Here is a 23,971-nt window from a genome sequence, read left to right as displayed (position 1 = left end):
AACCATCACAGGGAGCCTCCATGCCCGACCTCGTGCTCTATATCGGCAACAAGAACTATTCGTCCTGGTCCCTCCGCCCCTGGATCGCAATGGAGGCCGCCGGCATTCCCTTTTCCGATCGGGTGATCCCGTTCGATTTCGCCGCCGGCAATCCCGCCTACAAGGAACTCTCGCCGACCGGCCGCGTGCCCGTGCTGCATCACGGCAAGGTGCGGGTGTGGGAGTCCTTGGCGATCATAGAGTATGTCGCCGAACTCTACCCCGACGCCGGCATCTGGCCGCAGGATCGCGAAGCCCGCGCACAGGCCCGTTCCGTCTCGATGGAGATGCTCGCCGGCTTCCAGGCGCTTCGCAACGCCTGCCCGATGAACATCCGCAGACCACCGCGCGCAATCGACCTGCCGGACGGGGTGATGGACGACGTTGCGCGGATCGAAGCGACCTGGCGCGATGCACTGCAGCGCTGGGGCGGCCCGTTCCTGTTCGGCCCCTTTTCCGCGGCCGACGCGATGTATGCCCCCGTCGTCAACCGCTTCCATGCCTACCGTCTGACGACCGACCACAGTTTGCTGGCCTATATGGATCGCATCATGGCCCATCCCGCCTGGAAGAAGTGGGAAGCAGCCGCGCTGGCCGAACCCTGGACCGTGCCGGAGGACGAGGCCTGAGACGACCATCTGGCGCGGCACCGCCGGCACCGCCGCTTGGTAACGGATGGCCCCTCCAAACCAGCCACGGAAGGCAACCCTGGCGCGCCGCCCGAACGGCAGGCTTGCCGCGAACGAACGAGCTGCGGGTTTCGCGAAAAAATCCGTGCAGGGACTGGTCAAGCAGGTTTTTGCCATGTATAAGCCCGGCAAATTTCCGAGATAGATGCATGTCTTTTTCGGCCATTTTGAGTGGCCTGGGACGTGTTTGCCCGTTCAGTGGAGTAGTGAAATGGCTGTACCGAAAAGAAAAACGAGCCCGTCCAAGCGCGGCATGCGCCGCTCCGCCGACGCCCTGAAGGCTCCGAGCTACATCGAAGACAAGAACTCCGGCGAACTGCGCCGCCCGCACCACATCGACCTGAAGACGGGCATGTACCGCGGCCGTCAGGTGCTGACGCCGAAGGAAAGCGCGTAACCGCTTCCATCCTTCGACAATGAAATTGGGCCGGCATCGTCCGGCCCTTTTCTTTGCCCATATCCAAGTCGGGAGCGATTCGTCTGGTCGTCCGGCTTTGCTCCACACCTTCGGGCGGCGTCAGCCCAGATTGTCCAGCTTCGACTGCAGCGCGCGGAGCTGCTCCTTCAACTCGTCGATATCCTTGGCCTCGGCCTTCTTCGTTTCCTTCGGCGGCGGCGCGCTCATGAAGGGCGAGAACATCTGCATCGCCTTGTGGAACATCTCGGTGTTGCGGCGCACCTGCTCTTCCACCAGTTGCATCGGCACTTGCAGGTTCTTGCCGAGCGGCGTGTCGCCGAAGGCCTTGTTCATCTGCTCGCGCATCTGCGACTGCTGCTCGGTGAACGCCTGCATCGAATGCTCGAGGTAGCTCGGAACCACCATCTGCATCTGATCGCCGTAGAAGCCGATAAGCTGCCGCAGGAAGGAGATCGGCAGAAGCGTGTTGCCGGTCTTCGATTCCTGCTCGAAGATGATCTGTGTCAACACCGAATGGGTGATGTCGTCGCCGGATTTCGCGTCCTGAACGATGAAGTTCTCCCCCTTCTTCACCATCACCGCGAGGTCGTCGAGCGTCACGTAGGTGCTCGTGCCCGTGTTGTAGAGCCGCCTGTTTGCATATTTCTTGATCGTGATCTGACCGTCGTTCTTGGCCATCTGGGTCTCCTCATCCCCGCATTTCCAATCGCTTGCTGGTCGCTGCGAGTATCCGCAAAAATCATGGCATGACAATCCAATTGTGCACTGCAGTGGAAAAAATGCTGCGCAACAATTTTTGGCGCGCTTGCACAACAGCTGCAGCATGGGCTGAGGCATGGACGAAGGCGTCGACAACGCGTTTGACTCTCCACCGAAGCTTTGTCAGTTTTGCCCTGAGGTGGTTGCACTGCAAGGTCGTTCGGGCCGGCGCGCAACCGGAAGGGTTTCCCCGCGCCGGGAAGCGCCGCATGCTGCGGCGCACCGGTCGTGGGGCGAAAGAGCGAGGAAAAGACCCCATGAGCACTTCGTCCATCGTCATCGCGAGCGCGGCCCGCACCGCCGTCGGCTCCTTCAACGGCGCCTTCGCCAACACGCCCGCCCATGAGCTTGGCGCGGCGGCGATCGCGGCGGTCCTGGAGCGTGCCGGCGTTTCCGCAAGCGAGGTGGACGAGGTCATCCTCGGTCAGGTCCTGCCCGCCGGCGAAGGCCAAAACCCGGCACGCCAGGCGGCGATGAAGGCCGGCGTGCCGCAGGAGAAGACCGCCTGGGGCATGAACCAGCTCTGCGGCTCCGGCCTGCGAGCCGTTGCCCTCGGCATGCAGCAGATCGCAACCGGTGACGCGAACATCATCGTCGCCGGCGGCATGGAATCGATGTCGATGGCGCCGCACTGCGCCCATCTGCGCGGCGGCGTGAAGATGGGCGACTTGAAGATGATCGACACGATGATCAAGGACGGCCTGACCGACGCCTTCTACGGCTACCACATGGGCATCACGGCGGAGAACGTCGCCCGGCAGTGGCAGCTGTCGCGCGAGGAACAGGATGCCTTTGCCGTCGCGTCGCAGAACAAGGCGGAAGCCGCGCAGAAGGCGGGCCACTTCAAGGACGAGATCGTTCCCTTCACCGTCAAGACCCGCAAGGGCGACATCATCGTCGACAGCGACGAGTATATCCGCCATGGCGCAACGCTCGATTCGATGGCGAAGCTGAAACCGGCCTTCGACAAGGACGGCACGGTGACGGCCGCCAATGCCTCCGGCATCAATGACGGCGCGGCGGCAGCTCTTCTCATGAGTGAAGCCGAAGCCGCGCGTCGCGGTATCCAGCCGCTGGCCCGCATCGTCTCCTGGGCGACCGCCGGCGTCGATCCGAAGATCATGGGAACCGGCCCCATCCCGGCCTCCCGCAAGGCGCTGGAAAAGGCAGGCTGGAAGGTTGGCGATCTCGGCCTCGTCGAGGCCAACGAGGCGTTTGCCGCCCAGGCCTGCGCCGTCAACAAGGACCTCGGCTGGGATCCCTCGATCGTCAACGTCAATGGCGGCGCGATCGCCATCGGCCATCCGATCGGCGCCTCCGGCGCGCGCGTCCTCAATACGCTTCTGTTCGAGATGAAGCGCCGCGGCGTTTCCAAGGGCCTGGCGACGCTCTGCATCGGCGGCGGCATGGGCGTCGCCATGTGCGTGGAACGAATGTAAGCGCCTGCCACCATTGGCCGGCATCCGCCGCGCATCGCATTCAAGGGTGGCGCTTCCGGCGCCACTCGGAGGCCCAACGAAAAACGTCTAGGGGGGAGTGCAAATGAGCAGGGTAGCATTGGTCACTGGCGGCACGCGCGGCATCGGCGCGGCCATTTCAACGGCGCTCAAGCGGGCCGGCTACAAGGTGGCCGCCACCTACGCCGGCAACGATGAGGCCGCCAACGCCTTCAAGGCTGAAACCGGCATTTCCGTCTACAAGTGGGACGTCTCGAGCTACGACGCCTGCGCGGAAGGAATCGCCAAGGTCGAGGCCGACCTCGGCCCGATCGGGGTGCTCGTCAACAACGCCGGCATCACCCGCGATGCAATGTTCCACAAGATGACGCCGCAGCAATGGAGCGAGGTCATCAACACCAACCTGACCGGCCTCTTCAACATGACCCATCCGGTCTGGACGGGTATGCGCGACCGCAGTTTCGGCCGGATCATCAACATCTCCTCCATCAATGGCCAGAAGGGCCAGATGGGGCAGGTGAACTATTCGGCGGCCAAGGCAGGTGATCTCGGCTTCACCAAGGCGCTGGCCCAGGAGGGGGCTGCCAAGGGGATCACCGTCAATGCCATCTGCCCCGGCTATATCGGCACCGAAATGGTCCGCGCCGTGCCGGAAAAGGTTCTGAACGAACGCATCATCCCGCAGATTCCGGTCGGGCGCCTGGGCGAGCCGGAAGAGATCGCCCGCTGCGTCCTCTTCCTCGCATCCGACGATGCCGGCTTCATCACCGGTTCGACCATCTCGGCCAATGGCGGGCAGTTCGTGGTCTAGAGCTTCCCTGACAGGGATCACGGCGCCATCGTCGTCAACCGGTGTTGGCGCCGTCTCCCCTTTACGGACCTGCCACCATCCCTTAGATGACCCTGCAGAAACAGCAGCAGGGCAGAGGCATGCAGTTTACCGGAACAGCCGACTATGTCGCCGACAAGGACCTGATGGTTGCCGTCAACGCGGCGATCCGGCTGGAGCGGCCGCTGCTCGTCAAGGGCGAGCCCGGCACCGGCAAGACAGAGCTCGCCCGGCAGGTGGCCGCTGCCCTCGGCCTCGACCTCATCGAATGGAACGTGAAGTCGACGACGAAGGCCCAGCAGGGCCTTTACGAATATGACGTTGTCTCGCGCCTGCGCGACAGCCAGCTCGGTGACACGCGCATCAACGACGTGCGCAACTATATCCGCAAGGGCAAGCTCTGGCAGGCCTTCGAGGCGCCGAAAAAGACGGTCTTGCTGATCGACGAGATCGACAAGGCCGACATCGAGTTTCCCAACGACCTTTTGCAGGAACTCGACCGCATGGAGTTCCACGTCTATGAGACGAGCGAGACCATTGCCGCGGCCAACCGCCCGATCGTCATCATCACCTCCAATAACGAGAAGGAACTGCCGGACGCCTTCCTGCGCCGCTGCTTCTTCCACTACATTCGCTTCCCCGACCAGGACACGCTGTCGCGCATCGTCGAGGTCCATTATCCCAGCATCCGCAAGTCGCTGCTCTCGGCCGCCCTTTCCACCTTCTTCGATATCCGCGAAACGCCGGGGCTGAAGAAGAGGCCATCCACGTCCGAAGCGCTCGACTGGATCCGGCTGCTCGTGGCCGACGACGTGGAGCCTGCCGATCTGCGCACCGATCCCAAGACGATGCTGCCGAAGCTCTACGGCGCCCTGCTGAAGAACGAGCAGGACGTGCACCTGTTCGAGCGGCTGGCCTTCATGGCCCGGCGCGACGGCTGACAAAGACCATGCGTGATTGATTCTCAGCCGCGCAGGCGTTATCTATGGCGCTCCCCGTGGTGATTTGGCCGGCCGGCTTGCAGCCACGTAAAACAAGTCGCTAAAGGGCCGCGAGAAGAGGGACTTCCGTGGACCGGTTGCGATGATGTCGCCGCCGGTTTTTTTGTTTTGATCGAGTGAGCCCATGCCCATCAAGATTCCCGATACGCTGCCTGCTTTCGAAACCCTCGTTCACGAGGGCGTGCGGGTGATGACCGAGACGGTGGCCGTCCGCCAGGACATTCGCCCGCTGCAGATCGGGCTGCTCAACCTCATGCCGAACAAGATCAAGACCGAGATCCAGATGGCCCGCCTCGTCGGCGCGTCGCCGTTGCAGGTGGAACTGTCGCTGGTGCGCATCGGCGGCCACAGGGCGAAGAATACGCCGGAGGAGCACTTGCTCGCCTTCTACGACACGTGGGAGGACATCAAGCACCGCAAGTTCGACGGCTTCATCATCACCGGCGCGCCGATCGAGACGCTCGACTACGAGGACGTCACCTATTGGGACGAGATGAAGCAGATCTTCGACTGGACCGAGACGAACGTCCACTCGACGCTGAACGTCTGCTGGGGGGCGATGGCGGCGATCTACCACTTCCACGGCGTGCCGAAGTACACGCTCGACGAGAAGGCGTTCGGCGTCTTCCGCCATCACAACCGCAACCCCTCCTCCGTCTTCCTCAACGGCTTTTCCGACGACTTCCAGATCCCCGTCTCGCGCTGGACCGAGGTGCGCGCGGAAGACATCCGCAAGTGCCCGGACCTGGAAATCCTGATGGAATCGGACGAGACCGGCGTCTGTTTCGTGCAGGAGAAGGCCGGCAAGCGTCTCTATGTCTTCAATCACGTCGAGTACGACTCGACCTCGCTCGCCGACGAGTATTTCCGCGACGTCGACGCCGGCGTGCCGATCAAGATGCCGAAGAATTACTTTCCTCACAACGATCCCGCCAACGCCCCCTTGAACCGCTGGCGCAGCCATGCGCATCTTCTGTTCGGCAACTGGATCAACGAGATGTACCAGACGACACCGTATGATCTGGAGATGATCGGCAAGGAAGGATGAGCGCATGAGCCGCCTCGTGATCAGACCTGTTGCGACTGACGACGAGGCTGCATGGCGCAGCCTTTGGACGGCCTACCTCGCCTTCTACGAGACCGTGCTCCCGGAAGACGTCTACCGATCGACCTTCACCCGGTTGACCGGCGACGGCGCCAACGAGTTCGCCGGTCTGCTGGCCGTTCTCGACGGCAAGCCGGTCGGCTTGGCCCACTATCTCTTCCATCGCTCCTGCTGGACGATCAACAATGTCTGCTACCTGCAGGATCTCTACGCCGATCCGCAAGTGCGCGGCACCGGCATCGGCAGGGCGCTGATCGAGGCGGTCTATGCAAGGGCCGCCGAAGTTGGCACGCCGGAGGTCTACTGGATGACGCAGGAATTCAACGCCACCGCGCGCCGCCTCTATGACCGCATCGCCGAGAAGACGCCGTTCATCATCTACCAGAAGAACCGCTGACGGCCATGTTCATCCCGTTCTTCCTCGCGCTCAGGGCCGCAAAGGTTCCGGTCACGCTGCGGGAATTCCTGTCGCTGCTGGAAGGCATGGAAGCCGGCATTGCCGACTTCGACGTCGAGGCCTTCTACTACCTGGCCCGCAGCGCGCTGGTGAAGGACGAACGCTTCATCGACCGCTTCGACCGGGTCTTTGCCGAGACCTTCAAGGGGCTTGAGGCAGTCTCGGGCGCGGCACCGGAACAGATCGACGTCAATATTCCCGAAGCGTGGCTAAGGAAGCTGGCCGAGCGATACTTGACGGACGAAGAAAAGCGTCTGATCGACAGCCTCGGCGGCTTCGACGAGCTCATGGAGACCCTGCGCCGGCGTCTTGCCGAACAGAAGGGACGCCACCAGGGCGGCTCGAAATGGATCGGCACGGCCGGCACCTCCCCCTTTGGCGCGTTCGGCTACAATCCGGAGGGCGTGCGCATCGGTCAGGACGGCTCCCGGCATCGCCGGGCCGTCAAGGTCTGGGACCGGCGCGAATTCCGGGACTACGACGACGCTGTCGAACTCGGCACGCGCAACATCAAGGTCGCGTTGAAGCGGCTGCGGCGCTGGGTGCGCGACGGAGCGGCGGACGAACTCGACCTGCCCGGCACGATCCGCTCCACCGCCCAGCACGGCTATATCGACGTCGTCACCCGACCCGAGCGGCGCAACGCGGTGAAGCTGCTGATGTTCTTCGACGCCGGCGGCTCGATGGACTCGCATGTCCGCACCGTCGAGGAGCTCTTTTCGGCGGCGCGGGCCGAGTTTCGGCACCTGGAGCATTTCTACTTTCACAACTGCGTCTACGAGGGCGTGTGGAAGGACAACCGCCGCCGGCGCACCGACGTCACGCCGACGCTCGAGCTGATCCGCACCTACGGCAGCGACTATCGCGTGATATTCGTCGGCGATGCGGCGATGAGCCCCTACGAGATCACCCATGCGGGCGGCTCCGTCGAGCACTGGAACAAGGAGGCCGGCGCGGTCTGGCTGACGCGGATCACCGAGCATTTTCCCCGGGCGATCTGGCTCAATCCGGTGCGGAAGGAGCACTGGCGCTACACCCAGTCGACCGAGCTGATCGGCCGCCTGATGCACGGCCGCATGTTCCCGCTGACCCTTGCCGGGCTGCAATCGGCGACGAAGGAACTGTCCCGTTGACGAGCGCGCCTAACCAATGGTTCTCTGGATGCTCCGGTCTTGCCGCGATTTTCGGATGGGACGGGGCCACAACCTGATGAGCCATGCAAGGTGGCAGGTCGGGGAGGACGAGTGAATGCGCGCGGATAACGAACCGTTCGGCAGCCTGGCGACGGGCGAACCGGTCTACCGGATCTCGATCTCCGGCGGCGGTTTGCGGGCGCACGTCCTCACCTGGGGCGCGGTCATCCAGGATCTGCGTCTGCAAGGCCATCAAGCGCCGCTCGTGCTCGGCTTCGAGCGGTTGCCGGACTACCTGGCGCATTCGTCCTATTTCGGCGCCACGCCCGGCCGCAACGCCAACCGCATCGGCGACGGACGCTTCGAGATCGACGGCAACGCCTACCAGCTGGAACTGAACGAGAAGGGGGTCACGCACCTTCATGGCGGCAGCGACGGCATCGCAAAGCGCAACTGGCAGATCGTGGAGCAGTCGGAAAGCCACGTTCTGCTGCGGATCGTCGACCCTGACGGCCGCGCCGGCTACCCCGGCAATTGCACGATCACCTGTCGCTATCGGCTGAGCGGCGAAGGCACGCTTTCGGTCCTCTACGAAACGACGAGCGACGCCCCCACGATCGCCAACCTCTGCCAGCACAGCTACTTCAACCTGGACGGCCGAGACGATGCCCTCGCCCATGACATCATGATCGCCGCTGATCACTACCTGCCCGTCGACGGGCGCCTCATTCCGACCGGAGACATCCGTGCGGTTGACGGAACGCCGTTCGACCTGCGCACGATGACGCCGATGCGGCGACAGAGCGAAGCCGGCGGCGTCACGTTCGATCACAACTTCTGCCTGGCCCCCGAACGCCGGGCCAAGACCTCGGTTGCGCTCGCGCGCAGCATCAATTCCGGCGTGTCGCTGGAGGTGCGGACGACGGAGCCGGGCGTGCAGTTCTACACGGGCTCGAAGCTCAACGTGCCGGTGCCCGGTCTCGAGGGGCGGCGGTACGGCCCTTTTGCCGGCTTTTGCCTGGAAACGCAGATCTGGCCCGATGCGGTCAACCATGCCGGCTTTCCCAAGGCCGTGCTTCGCCCCGGCGAAACGTTGCGGCAGGAAACCGATTACGTGTTCATGAAGAGCTGACGGACCGATCGTCCGCTCTACGCTTCGATCATACCGGCTGCTATGCTCACGGCCGGCGTGTGTCCGGTGGTGAAAGGAAGACGGCGATGGAGAAGCGAACCGTGGGCTTCGTCGGGCTCGGCATGATGGGCCAAGGCATGGCGGCGAACATTCTGGCCAAAGGCTATCCGCTGGTGGGCATGGCGCATCGCAATCGCGTGCCGCTCGAGGCGTTGGTCGCCAAGGGAGCGACCGAGGCAAAGTCACCCCGCGAGATGGCCGTGCGCTGTGACGTCATCGTTCTTTGCGTCACCGGTTCGCCCGAAGTCGTGGCCGTCGTCGAAGGGGATGACGGGATCGCCTCTGCCGGCCGGCCGCTCACGATCATCGACTGCTCCACCTCCGATCCCTCCGTCACCACCGCGCTTGCCGCACGGCTCGCGGAGAAGGGGATCACGCTGATCGACGCGCCGCTCGGCCGCACGCCGGCCGATGCCGCCGCCGGCACGCTGGACGTGATGGTCGGCGGAACCGATGCGGACGTCGCCGGGGTTCGTGCGATCCTCGACTGCTTTGCCGGCCGCGTCATCCATACCGGCCCGACCGGCACCGGCCATACGATGAAACTTCTCAACAATTTCCTGTCGATGGGCTATGCCGCGCTCTATTCGGAAGCGCTCATGCTTGGCCGCAAGGCCGGGCTGACAGCGGACACCTTCGACAGCGTCATCCGCGGCGGGCGAATGGATTGCGGGTTTTACCAGACCTTCTTTCGCTGGGTTCTGGAGCGCGATCCGAACGCCCACAAATTCGCGATCCGCAACGGTTTCAAGGACATGAGCTACCTGACCGCGTTCGCCAACGCGGCAGGCGTGGCCAATCCGGTCGGGGCGGCCGTGCGCAACGCCTTCGCCCAAGCCGTCAACGCTGGCCGCGGCGAGGACTATGTGCCGATGCTGTCCGACTTCGTCGCCGAGGCGAACGGGGTCAGGTAAACGAGACAGAGCTTCGGGAGAACTGGGATTTCTCCGGTCAGGACCTCTCCTCGCGCAGAAAGACGACCAGCGAGCGCCCCGCATCTAGCACGTGGTCGCGTGTCAGACGGGAGGCGAGTTCGGCGTCCCCCGCAAGGCATGCTTCGAGGATCGCCTCATGCTCGCGCTTGGCCCGCTGCACACCGTCGGTCAGGCTGAGTTGCGCCCGCAGATATCGATCGATGCGATCAAGCGAACCGCGGACGATCTGCAGATAATAGGGCCGGCGGGCGGCCTCGTAGAGGCTGTAGTGAAACCGACGGTTTGTCTCGCCCCATTTGGCCGGGTCGGGCTCGCGCCCGAACTCCTTGCAATACGCCCGTGCCGCGTCGAGCGTCCGTCGATCCATATTGGGCACGGCCAGGCGCATCACCTCGGCCTCCAGCATTGCGCGGAATTCGAAGATCTCCTCGATCTCCTCGATCGACAGGCCGGCGACCACCGCGCCCTTGTAGCGCTGCGTCGTGATCAGCCCCTCCTGCTCGAGCCGGGAAAGTGCCTCGCGCACGGGGATGCGGCTGGTGTTGAACATCTGCGCGATCTGATCCTGCCGCAGGTTCTGGCCTTCAGCCAGTTCCCCCTCGATGATGGCCTTGCGCAATGCCTCATAAACGATATCGGCCGCTGATGCGGCTTGCCTGACATCGACGGCATCGAGCTTCATGTGTCCAAACCCCGGTTTGCGAAAGGGCAGCGTCCGCGACTGCCGCGCTTCGGTCATAGGTCCAATCCGCCACACGGGCAACAGAGCCCTGACGGCGAAAGGTTTTATCGCCGCATATATTGTATATTGGATCCAATATTTCTATGAGTGATCTCGCCGGCCCGGCCGTGATCAGACGGCTGATGGCACGGATCTCGAAACCGTCACCGATCTCGGCGAACATGCCTATCGGGTCGGGGCGCGCCGTAAATGAGGAGTCGGACGTATGCGCAGCAGCAAGGTCATCCACATCGTTTCCTGTCACGCCGAAGGCGAAGTCGGCGACGTCATCGTCGGCGGCGTCGCCCCCCCACCCGGCAAGACCGTGTGGGAGCAGCGCCGCTTCATCGCGGAGGACCAGGGCCTGCGCAACTTCGTGCTGAACGAGCCGCGCGGCGGCGTCTTCCGCCACATCAACCTGCTGGTGCCGCCGAAGGATCCGCGGGCCACCATGGGCTTCATCATCATGGAGCCGGAGGACACGCCACCGATGTCCGGCTCGAATTCGATCTGCGTGTCGACGGTGCTGCTCGACAGTGGCATCGTGCCGATGGTCGAGCCGGAAACGCGGATGGTCCTGGAGGCTCCCGGCGGATTGGTGGACGTGGTCGCCACCTGCCGCAACGGCAAGGCCGAGCGCATCACGGTCACCAACGTACCGTCCTTTGCCGACAAGCTCGATGCCAAGCTCGAAGTGGAAGGCCTTGGAACCTTGACGGTCGACACCGCCTATGGCGGCGACAGTTTCGTCATCGCCGATGCCCGTGCGCTCGGCTTTTCCGTGACGCCGGACGAGGCGCGCGAGCTGGCCGAGACCGGCATCCGCATCACCAAGGCCGCCAACGAACAGCTTGGCTTCACCCATCCGGAAAACCCGGAGTGGAACCACATCTCGTTCTGCCAGCTGACGCTGCCGGTGGAAGAACGCGATGGCGCGCTTCACGGGCGCAACACGGTCGTCATCCAGCCGGCAAAGCTCGACCGTTCGCCGACCGGCACCGGCTGCTCAGCCCGTATGGCCGTGCTGCACGCCCGCGGCCAGATCAAGCTCGGCCAGAGCTTCTCCGGCTATTCGATCATCGATTCGCGCTTTGACTGCCGCATCGTCGGCGAAACCACCGTCGGCGGCCGGCCGGCGATCGTGCCGGAAATCTCCGGCCGGGCCTGGATCACCGGCACCAGCCAGGTGATGCTCGATCCGGACGACCCGTGGCCGGCCGGCTACCGCCTGGCCGACACCTGGCCGCGCAAGCAATAGCACGCTCCCGCGGTGCCGCGCCGGTCTGCGGGCGGCGCCGTCACAGCGGCCGCGAGAGGTCTTCTCGCGGCCGCTGCAAGGCCGGAAACGGGACATGTGGAAGACAAGAATTCAAGCGCGTCGGGCGGATCTGAACGATCGCGACGCGCTGTCTGCGTCGACGGACCGGTTTGGCGTCAGGCCAGCCATTCCGGCAGCTTGACGGGGACCCTGCCTGACTGGGCGGCCACCACACAATCGGCAAGGCTGCCGAACCGCACGGCACGGTTGGACAGGCCCGGGCCATAGTGGGCGTATTTGCCGGAATTGGTCATCACCGCCCGGGTGCGCGTCGGGAACACCGGTTCGGAGATCGAACACCAGCAGAGATCGGGCAAGACCTGCACGCCGCTGTCCTGCAGCCGGGCGAAGGTGCCGTCGCGCTTGGCATCGGCGATCACCTGGTTGCCAGCCGTGACGATCACCGCCACGCCCGCTTGGCATTTTCCGCCGGCGAGCGCATCGGCGAGCGCGCGGCATTCCTCAAGCGAGGCGTGCGGGCTTCCGATGGCAATGAGTTCTACCTCTTCCGGACCGTCGTTCAACTGCATCCAGGCGGCCGCCATGTCGCTGCGGCTGATGTTCACACGATCGGCATCGGCGGCGGCGGCACCCTCGGCCTCCGGCGTCACCCCCTCGATATGGAGCATCGGTGCGGCGGAGGTGGTGCCAAAGGCGGCACAAAGCGCCTTGAGGTCATCGCGCGACGGCCGCGCCGAGGCCAGCCCGCGCAGCAGCGGGATGCGGTCGGGGGCAGCCCGGCCAGCGAGATAACCGATCAGCGGCCAGAACGCATCATCCACGCGCTCTGGCAACTCCACGTCGATGACGCGCCGCGCCTTGCGGTGCGCGTCGAGGTAGACGCCGGACAGCGGCGCCCGCCCGGTCAGGGCGATGCAGAGGTCGAGGAAATCGGGATGCTTCGCCGTGCGCGCGCCGAGCACGGTATTGGCGAAGATCACGGCATTGGATTCAGACCAGGCAATCGATTCACCCGCTTGCGGTGCGCTGTCGAGCAGATAGGGCGAGCAGGTAAAGGTCGGCCGGCACCCCATGCGGACATAGGCATCGGCGAGGCGCGCCGCCGGGTCGCCGAACGCATGCGGCACCCCTTGCGCCTGCCAGTTGGCGCGATCGACGGAAATGGCGTTCATCGTCGTCGGTACACGGACCTGCGCGCCCATGTCGGCCATTTTCTCGGCAAAGGTCAGGTTCGCGGGACTGGCGTAGATGCAGCCATCAATGTGCCCCTGCGAGACGTCCACAAGACTGCGCGCGCCCTGCTGCGCCGCCATGGCGCAGATGATGCGCATCGCCTGCTGGACCGCCACGCCCTGCTGTCCTTCCAGCATCGCGCGATCGGCATCGGTCAGGTCGAGCGCCGCGGTGGCCGGCGGGCTGACCGGAATCGTCAGGCCTTCGGCCTCGATGGTGCTGTCGCTGATCCGTGCCGTCTTTGCGCGCGACAACGCCGCATAGGCATCTGGCGCAACACGCAGGACCGGCAGCGGCTTGCCGAACATTTCCGATGCAATCAGCGCACCGAGGGTCAACACGTCCTCGGCTTCGGAGAACACCAGCGCCGCCGGCGCCCGTCCGGTGAGCACGAGATCGAGCAGCACACCGGATCCGGTACAGGAGCCTCGGCTCGACGGCATCATCAGTATGGCGCCCGTCAGGCACTGGCCGTGGAGCGGATGGTGAACATCGATGACGGCGCCGGTCGCCGGATCAACGCCACCCCAGAAGCTCAATGCCTCCGGTGTGGCCACGACGCGACCTTCGGCCACGCCGCCAAGGATGCTTTGGGCGGGCGTCTGAGAGTTCATTCGGCAGTTCCTCTTTCAGAAACGTTGGGGCGAGAAAGCAGCAAGGTCGATGGCGGGGGACTGATCGGTCAACAGGTCGGCGACGATCCGCGCCGTGCCCGCCGATTGGGTCAGGCCAAGATGGCCGTGCCCGAATGCATAGATCACGCGCGGCGTTGCCCGGGCGCGGCCGATCGCCGGCAGGCTGTCGGGCATCGAGGGGCGGAAACCCATCCATTGCTCGCCGCCCTGCGGCTTCAGCCCGGGCAGGAACGCCTGCGCTTTCTTCAGCATCGCCTCGGACCGACGGTAGTTCGGCGGCAGCTTCAGGCCCCCGAGTTCCACCGCGCCGCCAACTCGGATACCGGTCGACAGGCGCGTGACGACGAAACCGTGGCCGCCGAAGGTGACCTGCGTACGCAGGTCGAAGGCGTCAGCGGGAAGCGTGGTGTTGTAGCCGCGCTCGGTTTCCAGCGGGATGCTCTCGCCGAGCGTCCTGGCGATCTTGTGCGAGAACGCACCGGCCGAAAGAACCACCTTGGCTGCCCGGCGCGTGGCGCCGTCGTCGGACTGGATCTCGACCGCGTCCCCGTCCGGTCGAAGGGCTGTGACCCCTGCTCGCTCGATCACCCCTCCCATGGCTCGGAAATGATCGGCAAGCGCGAGTGTGAAGAGCTTCGGGTCGGCAATCGAGTACCAGCCCGGCGTGAACGTCCCACGGATGAAGCGCGGCGCAATGCCGGGTTGGATCTCGGCCATGGCGGCGGCATCGAGGTGCCGGAACTCGATCCCGTGTTCCGCCCGCGCCTTCCAGCCGGCGAGCGAGGCCTTGAACTCTGCCTCGCTTTCATAGACCTGGAGGTTGCCGTCCTTGCGCAGCATCGGCAGGGTGCCGGTCTGCTGCAGGAAGGATTCAAGTTCCGCCTTCGACAGATCCATAAGCGCCGTTTGCGCCGTGGTCGAGCGCGCCACGCGCTTGGGCGAGCAGGCCCGCCAGAAGCGGAACATCCACGGCGCGATCTGGAGCGCATAGGACGGCGGCACTGACAGCGGCCCGAGCGGATCGAGCAGCCATTTCGGCGCCTTCATCACGATGCCCGGCGAGGCGAGCGGCAGGATGTCGGTGAAGGCGAAGGCGCCGGCATTGCCCGCCGAGGCGCCGGCCGCCGGGCCTTCGCGATCAAGGACGACGACCGACAACCCGCGCGCCTGCGCGGCGATCGCCGCGGAAAGGCCAATGACACCTGCGCCGATGACGATCACATCGGCCTGACCCTGCTCTTTCATCATGCCCTCAATGCGTCGCCGCCAGGAACTTCTTCGTCTCGGGGTGCTGCGGCGCGTCGAACAGCTGCTCCGGCGGCGCGATTTCGGCCATGACGCCCTGATGGAAGAAGGCCACACGGTCGGAGACTTCGCGCGCGAACTTCATCTCGTGGGTGACGCAGATCATCGTCATGCCCTCGGATGCCAGCATCCGCAGCGTGTCGAGCACCTCGCCCACCAGCATCGGGTCGAGTGCCGAGGTCACCTCGTCGAACAGCATGTATTCCGGCGACATCGCCAGCGCCCGGGCGATCGCCATACGCTGCTGCTGGCCGCCCGACATGCGGTTCGGATAGACCGACAGCTTTTCGGCCAGCCCGACATGGGTGAGCTGGCGCACCGCGACGGCCTCGGCTTCGGCCTTCGACAGACCGAGCACCTTGCGCGGCGCGAGCATGACGTTTTCCAACACCGTCAGGTGCGGGAAGGCGTTCCACTGCTGGAACACGATGCCCACCTTCTGGCGCAGCTTGTTCAGGTCGGTGCTTTTGGCATGAACCTCGGTCCCGTCGATGACGATCCGGCCGGCGTCGATCGGCTCCAGGCCGTTGATGCAGGTCAGCAGGGTCGACTTGCCGGAGCCGGAGCCGCCGATGACGGTCAGCACTTCGCCCTTGTCGACGGTCAGGTTGATTCCCTTCAGAACCTCCAGCTCGCCGAAGGATTTGCGGACGTTTTCAATCTCAATCATTGGGAGACCACCGTTTCTCGAGATACCCGCCGAGCCGGGCGATGGGGAAGCTGATGATGAAGTAGATGGCGCCGCAGATCATCAGGATCAACAGCGGCTCCTGCAGACGGGTGACGAGAATCTGCGAGGCGCGCAGCAGCTCGATCAGGCCGAGCCAGAGCACAAGCGCGGAATCCTTCATCACGCTGAGCGCCAGGCCGATCCAGGCCGGCAGCGAGACGCGGGTGGCGAGCGGTGCCACGATGTAGCGCATGTCCTGCCACCAGGTCATGCCGAGCGAGCGGGCCGCCCGGCGGGTTGTCATCGGCACCGATGACATGCCGCCGCGGACGATCTCGGTGCAATAGGCGGCCGTATAGAGCGACAGCACCACGCAGGAGGTCGTGAAGGGAGGCCAGCCGAGCTTGGCGATCGACTGGAAGGCGTTGCCGAGCACGAGCTGGATCAGCAGCGGCACGGAGCGGAATACGTCGAGCACGAAGGTCAGCGGTGCCGACCAGTAGGGCCCGAGCTGGAAGCGGATCACCCCGCAGAGGACTCCGAGCACCGTGCCGGCGGCGACCGAGATGGCGGTGACCGCGAGCGTCATCCCCGCGCCCTGCGCGAGGAAGGCCAGGTCACTCCAGGTGAGGGCGGTATCAATCATCACTCACCTCTCCTCAGTAGCGGAACATGCGCGAGGCAAATGCCCGGGCGGCCAGGGTGACGGCCTTGGCGATGACGTAGTAGATCACCGCGGCCAGCGCGAAGAACTCGAAGGTGCGGAACGAACGAGCGTTCAAATCTTGCGTAACGCCGGTAAGATCGGTGTTCATGCCCACGGTGACGCCGAGCGAGGTCATCAGGATCGCCCAGACCATCTGGTTGGTGACCGGGAGGAAGGCGATGCGCAGCATCTGCGGCATGACGATCAGCCGGAATGCCTGCAGCGAGGTCATGCCGAGTGAGCGGCCCGCGCGCGTCTGGGTGTCGGGGATCGCCTTGAGCGCGCCACGGAAGTTCTCCGCCAGGTAGCCGGCATTGTTGAAGACGATGCCAACCAGAAGCGACGTGAAGGGGCTCAAGTGGATGCCGAAACTGCCAAGGCCGAAATGGGCCATGTAGATCTGGAACAGGGCCGGCGTGTTGCGCGCGATCTCGACCCAGGCGGTGGCGAAACCGCTGAGGATGCGGTTACCCGACAGTCGGAAGAGCGTCAGGACGATGGCGATCACCAGGCCGATGGCCATGGACAGGAGCGCGATCTGCAGCGTCACCAGGGCGCCGTCGAGCATCTGAGGCAGCGCCTTGAACGCCTGCTTCCATTGAAAGGTGTAGCTGAACATTACCGTCTCACCTTGCGAAGGATCAACGGCGCGAGGTCATCCCTCGCGCCGTCGGGAAAACGGTCAGATTAGCGGTAAACACCGTTAACCGACAGGGACGGCAATTCGCCGCCGACCCACTTTTCGTAGAGCTCGGCATAGCGGCCGGTGCGAACCTGCTGGTTGATGAACAGGTTGAGGTAGTTGATCAGGCCGTACTCTTCGCGATTGGTGAAGAGGGCGACATAGTCGATGTCGAACGGCGCCTTGCCGACCACCGAGATGCCGGCAAACTTGCCGGACTTCACGTTGGACTGTGCCACGGTCGAGGTGGAGACGGTGGCGTCGATCTGGCCCTGGCTGAGAGCGAGGAACACGTCGGCCTGCGTCTGGTAGGGACGGAACTCGCCCTCACCCCATTCCTTGACTTGCTTTTCGAGCGCGATCGCCTCGAAGGTGCCGGCAGTGGCGCCCACGGTCTTGCCCTTCATATCCTCGAAGGACTTGATGCCCGACTTGTCGTTGGCGGTCACCGCCATCTCGAAGGCGAAGTAGGGGATCGTCATGCCGACGGTCTTGGCGCGTTCCAGCGTGTCGGAGGTCGAGGCGACACCGACGTCGACGCGGCCGGACATCAGCGCCGGAATGCGCTCGGGGAACGGCGTCTCGACGATCTCTGCGGTGACGCCCAGCGCCTTGGCGAGATCGTTGCAGTAGTCGACGTCGAACCCGATCGGGTTGTTGTTCTCATCGCGCGAACCCATGGGCGGGAAGTCGAGCACCACGGCGCAGCGCAGCGTGCCGGAGGAGATAATGTCGTCCAGCTTGTCGGCCTTGGCCGTGGAGACCATGCAGGTTGCGGCCAGAAGGCCAGCCATCACGGTTGAAAATTTCATACGTCTCTCCCTTTTATGGCGATCATAGGTGCCAGAAAGGCGCCATAATCATAATGGCGCCCCAAAAATCAACACAAAAAATACTTGTTGTATACATTTTGAATGCAGGTGATTGATATTCCAGCCACTTTCCTTGCCGCGGAAAGGCCATGGAACCCTTGCATGCGTTCCATGGCCCCTGTTTTCATACATCTCGGCGGAGCCGGATGGTTAGTAGTCCGTGTTGGCTGTCAGGCCAAGAGGTCCTCCGGCAAAATTTCGGCCGGCATGTTCTGATAGGCTACCGGACGAAGGAAGCGGCGGATCGACAAGGTGCCGACGCTGGTCGCTCCGAAATTGGTGCTGGCCGGATAGGGGCCTCCGTGGACCATCGAATCCACCACTTCCACACCCGTCGGGAAGCCGTTGACGAGCACGCGCCCAGCCTTGTGCTCGAGGACGGGGCGCAGGCTGCGGGCAGCGTCCACATCCGCGGCGTCCATGTGCAAGGTTGCCGTCAGCTGCCCTTCGAAGGAGCGGGCAAGGCGAAGCATCTCGTCCAGCGAACTCACCCGCACGACGAGACCGAGAGGACCGAAGACTTCCTGCCCCAGACCGTGATCAGCCAGGAAATCCGTTCCCTTGGTCTCGAAAAGATTGGGGGAAGCCTGGCGCCCCTCAGAGGGCGTCACCAGCGTCGCCTGGACCGAATTGCTCGCCAGCAGCCGCTCCTGTCCCTCGCGGTAGGCCGACGCGATCCCGTCAGTCAACATCGTCTGGGGCGCCACCTGCGCAAGCGCAGCCTTGGTCGCCTCGACGAAACGGTCGGCATCCGGGCCATCAATCACCACGGCGATGCCGGGGTTGGTGCAGAACTGTCCCGCTCCCATGGAAAGCGAGGCTGACCATCCCTGCCCCAGCGCTTCAGCGCGCGCCGCAACGGCGTGCGGCAACAGGAACATCGGGTTGACGCTGCCGAGTTCGCCGAAGAACGGGATTGGCTCGGGCCGTGCGGCACACAGGTCGAACAGCGCCCGCCCACCGGCGAGGCTGCCGGTAAAGCCCACCGCCTTGATCTGCGGGTGCTGCACCAGCGCGTGGCCAACGTCGCGCTTGCCGCCCTGGATCAGCGAAAAGACCCCCTTCGGCATGCCGGTCTCCTCGATCGCAGCAAGGATCGCTTCGGCGACGATCTCGCCGGTCCCGGGATGGGCCGTATGCCCCTTGACCACGACGGGGCATCCTGCCGCCAGGGCCGCCGCCGTGTCGCCGCCGGCCGTCGAGAAGGCGAGCGGGAAATTGGAGGCGCCAAAAACGGCCACCGGCCCGATCGGACGCTGCACCATCAGGATTTCCGGCCGCGGCGCCGGCTGCCGGTCGGGCAGCGCCGGTGAGCGGCGGCGATCGAGGTAGTCGCCCTTGCGAATGTGCTCGGCGAAGAGCCGCAACTGGCCGACCGTGCGTCCGCGTTCCCCCTGCAGCCGCGCCTCGGGCAGGCCGGTTTCCTGGGTTCCGATTTCGGTGATCGCCTCGGCGCGGGCCTCGATCTCCTCGGCAATGGCGTCGAGGAAAGCGGCGCGCGCTTCCCGCGAGGTGGCAGCGTAGCTCCAGAAAGCCTGCTCGGCAGCCTGGCAGGCGCGGTCGACCAATTCGACGGTTCCGGCCGAGAAGCTATGCGCTGGACCATGCGCCGGAGCGGAGGTAAAGGTCTGTTCACCGGCGACCCATTCGCCAGCGATCAGGTGTTTGCCGTTAGGGGTATAGGGCATGTCTTGGGATCCTTCGTAACTTGCGCCTCGAGCCACCGGATGAGGGAACAACCGGCACGATGGCCCGGCACTTGCTTCTTTCGCCCCATCATGCATACAACATGTCCACATGATTGCAACGCTTGTCTCGGCAGTGCCGCGCACACCCGATCAAGCGACAGCCACACAGCATGACGCACGAAAGGAAGCTGCGATGAGCCAAGACACCACCCTGACAATCGAGGCCCTAACCGGGCGCGTCGAAGAAATCTTCCGCAAGGGCGGGCTCAACGAGGTCCAGGCCGGCGCGGTGGCCCGGGTGATCGTCGCCGGGGAGCGCGACGCCTGCAAGTCGCACGGCATCTACAGGATCGAGGGCGCCCTGCGCACGGTCAAGGCAGGCAAGGTCAAGCCGGACGCGATCCCGGAACTGACGGTGACGGAAGGCTCGGCGATCGTCAAGGTGAACGCCAAGGGCGGCTTTGCCAATCCGGCGGTCGAGCTCGGCGTGCCGGCTCTGGCGGAGCGCGCCCGCGCCTGCGGTCTTGCGGCCCTCGTCATCAACGACTGCACACATTTCTCCGCCCTCTGGCCGGAGGTCGAGGCGTTGACGGCACAAGGCCTCGCCGGGCTCGTCATGTGCCCGAGCTATTCGACCGTCGCGCCGACCGGCGGCAACAAGCCTCTGCTCGGCACCAATCCCGTCGCGTTCGGCTGGCCGCGGCCGGGCAAGTCGCCCTACGTCTTCGACTTTGCAACCTCGGTGGCCGCGCGCGGCGAGATCGAGCTGCACCGTCGCGCGGGCAAGCAGCTTCCCGAAGGCTGGGCGATCGATGCGGAAGGCAAGCCGACGACCGATCCGGAAGCCGCACTCGCGGGCGCCATGCTGCCGTTCGGCGGCCACAAGGGCTCGGCCATCGGCACGATGGTGGAACTGCTCGCAGGCATCATGATCGGCGACCTGACCAGCCCCGAAGTGCTGGACTACCTCGGCACGACGACACTCTCCCCCGTCCACGGCGAACTGATTCTGGCCTTCTCGCCGGAGGCCTTCGCCGCAGGCCGCGCCGGCGATCCATTCGCCCGCGCCGAAGTGCTGTTCGAGGCGATCGTCGGCCAGGGCGCCCGTCTGCCCTCGCAGCGCCGCTATGCCGCCCGCGCGAAATCGCAGGCCGAAGGCATCACGCTCACGGCCGCCGAAATGGAGCAGCTCGACCGTCTCCTGGCGCTCGGGCTCGACGCCATCGCGTAGTTACCCCGCGCGAGGCTTGGCACAATTGACCCCGGCCTGGTCCAGGCCGGGGTTTTTTCGTTGCTTGGCCGGCCGCCGCCTGTTCCAAAACGCAAAAAGGCCCTCCCGAGGGAGGGCCTCCTTGTAAGGAAAGATGGCGTCAGCTTACGGCTTGTACTTCTGCACCGCGCCCGGGAGCTTGCTCCACTCGGCGTACCAGGTGTCGAACAGCTTGAGCTGGGCCTCGACATAGCCGCGCTGGCTCTCGGAGAGAGCGTCGGTCTCGTTGAAGTGTAGCGTGTATTCCTTGTCGCCCTTCAGCACCATCATGTGCTTGTAGTAGAGGACCAGGTCCGGGCCTTCGTCGAAGGAGGAGAGGACGGCGAGCGCCTGCTCCATCTCGAGTGCGCGCTGGCGGGCTTCCGCATCGCCGGCGGCGGCAGCGCGTGCCAGGTTGCACATGTGCAGGACTTCCTTCGGCAGGACGCAGCCGATGCCGGTGATGGCACCGACGGCACCGCAGTTCACGAAGCCCTGGAACACGCAGGTGTCGACGCCGACCATCAGGATGACGTCGTCATCGCGGCTGGTGATGTGCTCGGCTGCATAGCGCATGTCGGCCGCACCACCGAATTCCTTGAAGCCGATGAGGTTCGGGTGCTCGGCGCGCAGCGCGAAGAACAGGTCGGCGCGGGTGGCGTAGCCGTAGTAGGGGCTGTTGTAGATAACCGCCGGCAGGTCCGGAGCGGCGGCCAGGATCGCCTTGAAATGGTCCTTCTGGGCGGAGACGATCGAAGCGCGCGACAGGATGCGCGGGATGACCATGAGGCCGTGCGCACCGACCTTCTGGGCGTGCGCGGCATGTGCGACAGCCGTGGCGGTATTGACGGCGCCGGTGCCGACGATGACCGGCACGCCGGCCTTGACCAGGCGCTCGACGCCTTCCATGCGCTGCGCATCGGTCAACAGCGGCCAGTCACCCATGGAGCCGCAATAGACCACGGCCGACATGCCCTTTTCGATCAGTTCCTTGCCCTTGCGGACGAGCGCGTCGAAATCCGGGGTGCGGTCTTCCTTGCAGGGGGTCATCAGGGCCGGAATAACGCCGGTGAAAATGTTGGCCTTCATCGTAAACTCCTCTTCGGCTCTCGATCGGACAGAGCAGGCACGCCAACGGCGTCGCTGCACCTGCCCTTCGAGCCGGATAATAGCACTTGTATTTTATTTGTCGACAAGAAATGCACAAATCATCACAGCGTGATGTTGAGCCGCTCCTCGCGGGTAAAAAGCTTCTGGATCTGCGAGACAATCTGTTCCGCATGCGCCTTCGCCAGCCTGTCGGCATTCTCCATGTCGCGAGCGGCGATCACGGCAATCATCTGCGCGTGCTCGTCGACGAAACGCTGCGGAAACTGGTCTTCATAGGAGCGGTAGTAAAGGCGCAGGATCCGCCGCCCCTCATCGAGCAGCCGGCGAAACAGGCTCGTGAAATAGGGGTTTCGACCCGCATCGGCGATGGCCGAGTGGAAGGCCGCATTTGTGGCGATCATCGCGAGCGCATTCCTCGCCTCGACGGCCGCCGCGTACTCCTCGTGGAAGCCACGGATCACGACCAGATCCTCCGGGCGATGGTATTGTGCCGCCAGACGCGTCGTGACCCGGTACATCAGTACCAGCGCGTCGAAGAAGGTGTGCATATTGAGGAAATCGATGTTCGACACCATCGTCGAGCGATTGGGCAGCGTATCGATCAGCCCCTCGCCCGCCAGCCGCACGAGCGCCTCGCGAATCGGCGTACGGGACATCTCGAAGCGCTCCGCCAGTTGCACCTCATCGATCGGGCTGCCCGGCGGCAGCACGAGATCGAGGATCTCGTCGCGTAAGATGTCGTAGACAAGCTTTACGCCAGATCCGCGCTTGCGTTCCAAGTTTGATGTCGGCAGCTTCATATTCATCGTCAAAACTCTGTGTCGACAAACGAAATACACACATTGGCTGCAAATTCAACGCCCACCGCCGGCAACGGCCCGACATTCGACGCAAGCCGGTGACGCAGAAGAACGGAGATCAAGGCGCCGCGCCCCCTATCGGGCGCCTGCAATCGCCGAACCTTGAGCGACCTCCAACAGGCCGGGGCACGCTCATCCGCCCACCAGGGGGCGACCGGCTCGCTCGCACCTCTTCTGGCATTCGCCGTGGCCGGCTGTTCCACCCTTAAACGGTTCAGCCCTCGGCAGCTTCCCCACCAACGTGGCCGCCAAGGAAAAGCTGGCCGACCCGCGGATCGGCCAGCAGCTTGGCGGCCTCGTCATGCATCCGCGTCTGCCCGAGTTCCAGGACCAGGCCGTAATCCGACATCGCCAGCGCCGACCTGGCGTTCTGCTCCACCATCAGAATGGTGACGCCTCGATCGCGCAACCGGATGAGCGTCTGGAACACCTCCTGCACGAGGTTCGGCGAAAGGCCGATCGACGGCTCGTCGATCAGGATCAGCTTCGGATCGAGCAGCAGCGCGCGCGCCACTTCAAGCTGCTTTTGCTGCCCGCCCGACAGTTCGATCGCCTTGCGGTCGCGAAATTGCCGCAGCATCGGAAACTGGTCCATGACCGTCTCGATGCGCTGGCGCACCTGCTCCTGATCCGTCGCGGTGATGCCGCCGAGTTCCAGGTTGTGGTAGACGGACAACTGCGGCACCACATTGCGCCCTTGCGGCACATAGGTAACGCCTTTGCCGATCATCTGCCGCGGCGTGTTTCCCGTCACGTCCTTTCCGTCGAGCAGAACTTGCCCGGACTGGATGTCGAGCAGGCCGAAGATCGCTTTGAAGACGGTGGACTTGCCGGCGCCGTTCGGTCCGATCACCGTGGTGATCGAGGCCTTCGGGATCGAAAACGACACGCCGTTCAGGATAGTGATCTTGCCGTAACCGCCGTAGATGTTCTTCAGTTCGAGCATG

Annotated in this window: 24 protein-coding genes and 1 riboswitch; of the genes, 12 read left to right on the top strand and 12 right to left on the bottom strand. The window is 64.4% G+C overall.

Going from position 1 to position 23,971, the window contains the following annotated elements; genetic code table 11:
• Nucleotides 1-20 precede the first annotated feature (20 nt).
• Together JNC62_RS05080 and rpmF are read left to right on the top strand one after the other, a co-directional pair.
• Nucleotides 21-668, top strand: coding sequence for a glutathione S-transferase family protein (locus tag JNC62_RS05080; protein WP_374836579.1), 648 nt, complete (start codon nt 21-23; stop codon nt 666-668).
• A 271-nt stretch (nt 669-939) separates the two neighbouring features.
• A complete protein-coding gene (rpmF, locus tag JNC62_RS05075) occupies nt 940-1,125 on the top strand; it encodes a 50S ribosomal protein L32 (RefSeq protein WP_097137963.1) in 186 nt (61 codons plus the stop codon).
• A gap of 120 nt (nt 1,126-1,245) precedes the next feature.
• Here rpmF and phaR read toward each other — a convergent pair whose 3' ends face one another.
• Nucleotides 1,246-1,824, bottom strand: a complete 579-nt coding sequence (gene phaR / locus JNC62_RS05070) for a polyhydroxyalkanoate synthesis repressor PhaR (RefSeq protein WP_374836577.1) — start codon at nt 1,822-1,824, stop codon at nt 1,246-1,248.
• A 338-nt stretch (nt 1,825-2,162) separates the two neighbouring features.
• Here phaR and JNC62_RS05065 point away from each other — a divergent pair, with 338 nt between their 5' ends.
• The 8 genes from JNC62_RS05065 (at nt 2,163) to JNC62_RS05030 (ending at nt 9,993) form a co-directional block, all read left to right on the top strand.
• Complete coding sequence (locus JNC62_RS05065) at nt 2,163-3,344, top strand: acetyl-CoA C-acetyltransferase (RefSeq protein ID WP_374836575.1); 1,182 nt, start codon at nt 2,163-2,165, stop codon at nt 3,342-3,344.
• 103 nt (nt 3,345-3,447) lie between these two features.
• Nucleotides 3,448-4,173 carry a beta-ketoacyl-ACP reductase gene (locus JNC62_RS05060; RefSeq protein ID WP_374836573.1) on the top strand — a complete coding sequence of 242 codons (726 nt, stop codon included), beginning with the start codon at nt 3,448-3,450 and terminating at the stop codon, nt 4,171-4,173.
• 119 nt (nt 4,174-4,292) lie between these two features.
• On the top strand, nt 4,293-5,132 hold the full coding sequence (locus JNC62_RS05055; protein WP_374836571.1) for an AAA family ATPase: 840 nt from the start codon (nt 4,293-4,295) through the stop codon (nt 5,130-5,132).
• A 46-nt stretch (nt 5,133-5,178) separates the two neighbouring features.
• Nucleotides 5,179-5,256: riboswitch (SAM riboswitch) on the top strand.
• Between the two features lie 60 nt (nt 5,257-5,316).
• Entirely contained in the window at nt 5,317-6,240 is a 924-nt protein-coding gene (gene metA, locus JNC62_RS05050; RefSeq protein ID WP_374836570.1) for a homoserine O-acetyltransferase MetA, read from the top strand.
• A gap of 4 nt (nt 6,241-6,244) precedes the next feature.
• Nucleotides 6,245-6,694 (top strand): GNAT family N-acetyltransferase, encoded by a 450-nt coding sequence (locus JNC62_RS05045; protein ID WP_374836568.1) that lies wholly within the window; start codon nt 6,245-6,247, stop codon nt 6,692-6,694.
• A 5-nt stretch (nt 6,695-6,699) separates the two neighbouring features.
• Nucleotides 6,700-7,887: a vWA domain-containing protein gene (locus JNC62_RS05040; RefSeq protein WP_374836567.1), complete on the top strand. Its 1,188-nt coding sequence runs from the start codon at nt 6,700-6,702 to the stop codon at nt 7,885-7,887.
• Between the two features lie 115 nt (nt 7,888-8,002).
• On the top strand, nt 8,003-9,019 hold the full coding sequence (locus JNC62_RS05035; RefSeq protein WP_374836565.1) for an aldose epimerase family protein: 1,017 nt from the start codon (nt 8,003-8,005) through the stop codon (nt 9,017-9,019).
• A gap of 86 nt (nt 9,020-9,105) precedes the next feature.
• On the top strand, nt 9,106-9,993 hold the full coding sequence (locus JNC62_RS05030; protein ID WP_374836563.1) for an NAD(P)-dependent oxidoreductase: 888 nt from the start codon (nt 9,106-9,108) through the stop codon (nt 9,991-9,993).
• A 37-nt stretch (nt 9,994-10,030) separates the two neighbouring features.
• On the opposite strand, the gene JNC62_RS05025 is transcribed toward JNC62_RS05030, so the two are convergent.
• Nucleotides 10,031-10,753 carry a GntR family transcriptional regulator gene (locus JNC62_RS05025; protein WP_374836561.1) on the bottom strand — a complete coding sequence of 241 codons (723 nt, stop codon included), beginning with the start codon at nt 10,751-10,753 and terminating at the stop codon, nt 10,031-10,033.
• A 208-nt stretch (nt 10,754-10,961) separates the two neighbouring features.
• Here JNC62_RS05025 and JNC62_RS05020 point away from each other — a divergent pair, with 208 nt between their 5' ends.
• Nucleotides 10,962-11,993: a trans-3-hydroxy-L-proline dehydratase gene (locus tag JNC62_RS05020; protein ID WP_374836559.1), complete on the top strand. Its 1,032-nt coding sequence runs from the start codon at nt 10,962-10,964 to the stop codon at nt 11,991-11,993.
• A 176-nt stretch (nt 11,994-12,169) separates the two neighbouring features.
• Here JNC62_RS05020 and lhpI read toward each other — a convergent pair whose 3' ends face one another.
• The 7 genes from lhpI to JNC62_RS04985 all read right to left on the bottom strand — a co-directional run bounded on the left by lhpI (nt 12,170) and on the right by JNC62_RS04985 (nt 19,805).
• Nucleotides 12,170-13,861 (bottom strand): cis-3-hydroxy-L-proline dehydratase, encoded by a 1,692-nt coding sequence (lhpI, locus tag JNC62_RS05015; RefSeq protein WP_374836557.1) that lies wholly within the window; start codon nt 13,859-13,861, stop codon nt 12,170-12,172.
• Between the two features lie 15 nt (nt 13,862-13,876).
• On the bottom strand, nt 13,877-15,127 hold the full coding sequence (locus JNC62_RS05010; RefSeq protein ID WP_374836555.1) for an NAD(P)/FAD-dependent oxidoreductase: 1,251 nt from the start codon (nt 15,125-15,127) through the stop codon (nt 13,877-13,879).
• Between the two features lie 7 nt (nt 15,128-15,134).
• Complete coding sequence (locus tag JNC62_RS05005) at nt 15,135-15,857, bottom strand: amino acid ABC transporter ATP-binding protein (protein ID WP_374836553.1); 723 nt, start codon at nt 15,855-15,857, stop codon at nt 15,135-15,137.
• Nucleotides 15,850-16,503: an amino acid ABC transporter permease gene (locus tag JNC62_RS05000; RefSeq protein WP_374836921.1), complete on the bottom strand. Its 654-nt coding sequence runs from the start codon at nt 16,501-16,503 to the stop codon at nt 15,850-15,852. The genes JNC62_RS05005 and JNC62_RS05000 overlap by 8 nt, the downstream gene beginning before the upstream one ends.
• Nucleotides 16,504-16,516: 13 nt before the next feature.
• On the bottom strand, nt 16,517-17,182 hold the full coding sequence (locus tag JNC62_RS04995) for an amino acid ABC transporter permease (RefSeq protein ID WP_374836551.1): 666 nt from the start codon (nt 17,180-17,182) through the stop codon (nt 16,517-16,519).
• A gap of 68 nt (nt 17,183-17,250) precedes the next feature.
• On the bottom strand, nt 17,251-18,057 hold the full coding sequence (locus JNC62_RS04990) for an ABC transporter substrate-binding protein (protein WP_374836549.1): 807 nt from the start codon (nt 18,055-18,057) through the stop codon (nt 17,251-17,253).
• Nucleotides 18,058-18,287: 230 nt separating this feature from the next.
• On the bottom strand, nt 18,288-19,805 hold the full coding sequence (locus JNC62_RS04985) for an aldehyde dehydrogenase (NADP(+)) (protein ID WP_374836547.1): 1,518 nt from the start codon (nt 19,803-19,805) through the stop codon (nt 18,288-18,290).
• Between the two features lie 193 nt (nt 19,806-19,998).
• Here JNC62_RS04985 and JNC62_RS04980 point away from each other — a divergent pair, with 193 nt between their 5' ends.
• Complete coding sequence (locus tag JNC62_RS04980) at nt 19,999-21,036, top strand: Ldh family oxidoreductase (protein ID WP_374836545.1); 1,038 nt, start codon at nt 19,999-20,001, stop codon at nt 21,034-21,036.
• Nucleotides 21,037-21,180: 144 nt separating this feature from the next.
• Here the strand turns inward: JNC62_RS04980 and JNC62_RS04975 are convergent, their stop codons facing one another.
• From JNC62_RS04975 to JNC62_RS04965, 3 genes are all read right to left on the bottom strand, one after another.
• On the bottom strand, nt 21,181-22,143 hold the full coding sequence (locus JNC62_RS04975) for a dihydrodipicolinate synthase family protein (RefSeq protein WP_374836543.1): 963 nt from the start codon (nt 22,141-22,143) through the stop codon (nt 21,181-21,183).
• A 122-nt stretch (nt 22,144-22,265) separates the two neighbouring features.
• The gene (locus JNC62_RS04970) at nt 22,266-22,970 is read right to left on the bottom strand and encodes a GntR family transcriptional regulator (protein ID WP_374836541.1); all 705 of its coding nucleotides are present in this window, start codon (nt 22,968-22,970) and stop codon (nt 22,266-22,268) included.
• 268 nt (nt 22,971-23,238) lie between these two features.
• Nucleotides 23,239-23,970: an ABC transporter ATP-binding protein gene (locus JNC62_RS04965; protein WP_374836539.1), complete on the bottom strand. Its 732-nt coding sequence runs from the start codon at nt 23,968-23,970 to the stop codon at nt 23,239-23,241.
• Between the last annotated feature and the right edge of the window lies 1 nt (nt 23,971).

It is taken from the genome of Mycoplana ramosa, assembly GCF_041930185.1.
Lineage (GTDB): Bacteria > Pseudomonadota > Alphaproteobacteria > Rhizobiales > Rhizobiaceae > Mycoplana > Mycoplana ramosa.
This window is presented reverse-complemented; position numbering and strand designations above follow the sequence as displayed.

Bases quoted from the DNA above. Each gene is read 5' to 3' on its own strand.
- lhpI (WP_374836557.1), bottom strand. From the start codon at position 13,861: ATGAACTCTCAGACGCCCGCCCAAAGCATCCTTGGCGGCGTGGCCGAA.
- JNC62_RS05035 (WP_374836565.1), top strand. From the start codon at position 8,003: ATGCGCGCGGATAACGAACCGTTCGGCAGCCTGGCGACGGGCGAACCG.
- JNC62_RS04985 (WP_374836547.1), bottom strand. From the start codon at position 19,805: ATGCCCTATACCCCTAACGGCAAACACCTGATCGCTGGCGAATGGGTC.
- JNC62_RS04995 (WP_374836551.1), bottom strand. From the start codon at position 17,182: ATGTTCAGCTACACCTTTCAATGGAAGCAGGCGTTCAAGGCGCTGCCT.
- JNC62_RS04970 (WP_374836541.1), bottom strand. From the start codon at position 22,970: ATGAATATGAAGCTGCCGACATCAAACTTGGAACGCAAGCGCGGATCT.
- JNC62_RS05055 (WP_374836571.1), top strand. From the start codon at position 4,293: ATGCAGTTTACCGGAACAGCCGACTATGTCGCCGACAAGGACCTGATG.
- JNC62_RS05025 (WP_374836561.1), bottom strand. From the start codon at position 10,753: ATGACCGAAGCGCGGCAGTCGCGGACGCTGCCCTTTCGCAAACCGGGG.
- JNC62_RS04990 (WP_374836549.1), bottom strand. From the start codon at position 18,057: ATGAAATTTTCAACCGTGATGGCTGGCCTTCTGGCCGCAACCTGCATG.
- JNC62_RS05060 (WP_374836573.1), top strand. From the start codon at position 3,448: ATGAGCAGGGTAGCATTGGTCACTGGCGGCACGCGCGGCATCGGCGCG.
- JNC62_RS04975 (WP_374836543.1), bottom strand. From the start codon at position 22,143: ATGAAGGCCAACATTTTCACCGGCGTTATTCCGGCCCTGATGACCCCC.
- JNC62_RS04965 (WP_374836539.1), bottom strand. From the start codon at position 23,970: ATGCTCGAACTGAAGAACATCTACGGCGGTTACGGCAAGATCACTATC.
- rpmF (WP_097137963.1), top strand. From the start codon at position 940: ATGGCTGTACCGAAAAGAAAAACGAGCCCGTCCAAGCGCGGCATGCGC.
- JNC62_RS05000 (WP_374836921.1), bottom strand. From the start codon at position 16,503: ATGATTGATACCGCCCTCACCTGGAGTGACCTGGCCTTCCTCGCGCAG.
- JNC62_RS05005 (WP_374836553.1), bottom strand. From the start codon at position 15,857: ATGATTGAGATTGAAAACGTCCGCAAATCCTTCGGCGAGCTGGAGGTT.
- phaR (WP_374836577.1), bottom strand. From the start codon at position 1,824: ATGGCCAAGAACGACGGTCAGATCACGATCAAGAAATATGCAAACAGG.
- JNC62_RS05040 (WP_374836567.1), top strand. From the start codon at position 6,700: ATGTTCATCCCGTTCTTCCTCGCGCTCAGGGCCGCAAAGGTTCCGGTC.
- JNC62_RS05020 (WP_374836559.1), top strand. From the start codon at position 10,962: ATGCGCAGCAGCAAGGTCATCCACATCGTTTCCTGTCACGCCGAAGGC.
- JNC62_RS05010 (WP_374836555.1), bottom strand. From the start codon at position 15,127: ATGAAAGAGCAGGGTCAGGCCGATGTGATCGTCATCGGCGCAGGTGTC.
- JNC62_RS05030 (WP_374836563.1), top strand. From the start codon at position 9,106: ATGGAGAAGCGAACCGTGGGCTTCGTCGGGCTCGGCATGATGGGCCAA.
- JNC62_RS05080 (WP_374836579.1), top strand. From the start codon at position 21: ATGCCCGACCTCGTGCTCTATATCGGCAACAAGAACTATTCGTCCTGG.
- JNC62_RS04980 (WP_374836545.1), top strand. From the start codon at position 19,999: ATGAGCCAAGACACCACCCTGACAATCGAGGCCCTAACCGGGCGCGTC.
- JNC62_RS05065 (WP_374836575.1), top strand. From the start codon at position 2,163: ATGAGCACTTCGTCCATCGTCATCGCGAGCGCGGCCCGCACCGCCGTC.
- metA (WP_374836570.1), top strand. From the start codon at position 5,317: ATGCCCATCAAGATTCCCGATACGCTGCCTGCTTTCGAAACCCTCGTT.
- JNC62_RS05045 (WP_374836568.1), top strand. From the start codon at position 6,245: ATGAGCCGCCTCGTGATCAGACCTGTTGCGACTGACGACGAGGCTGCA.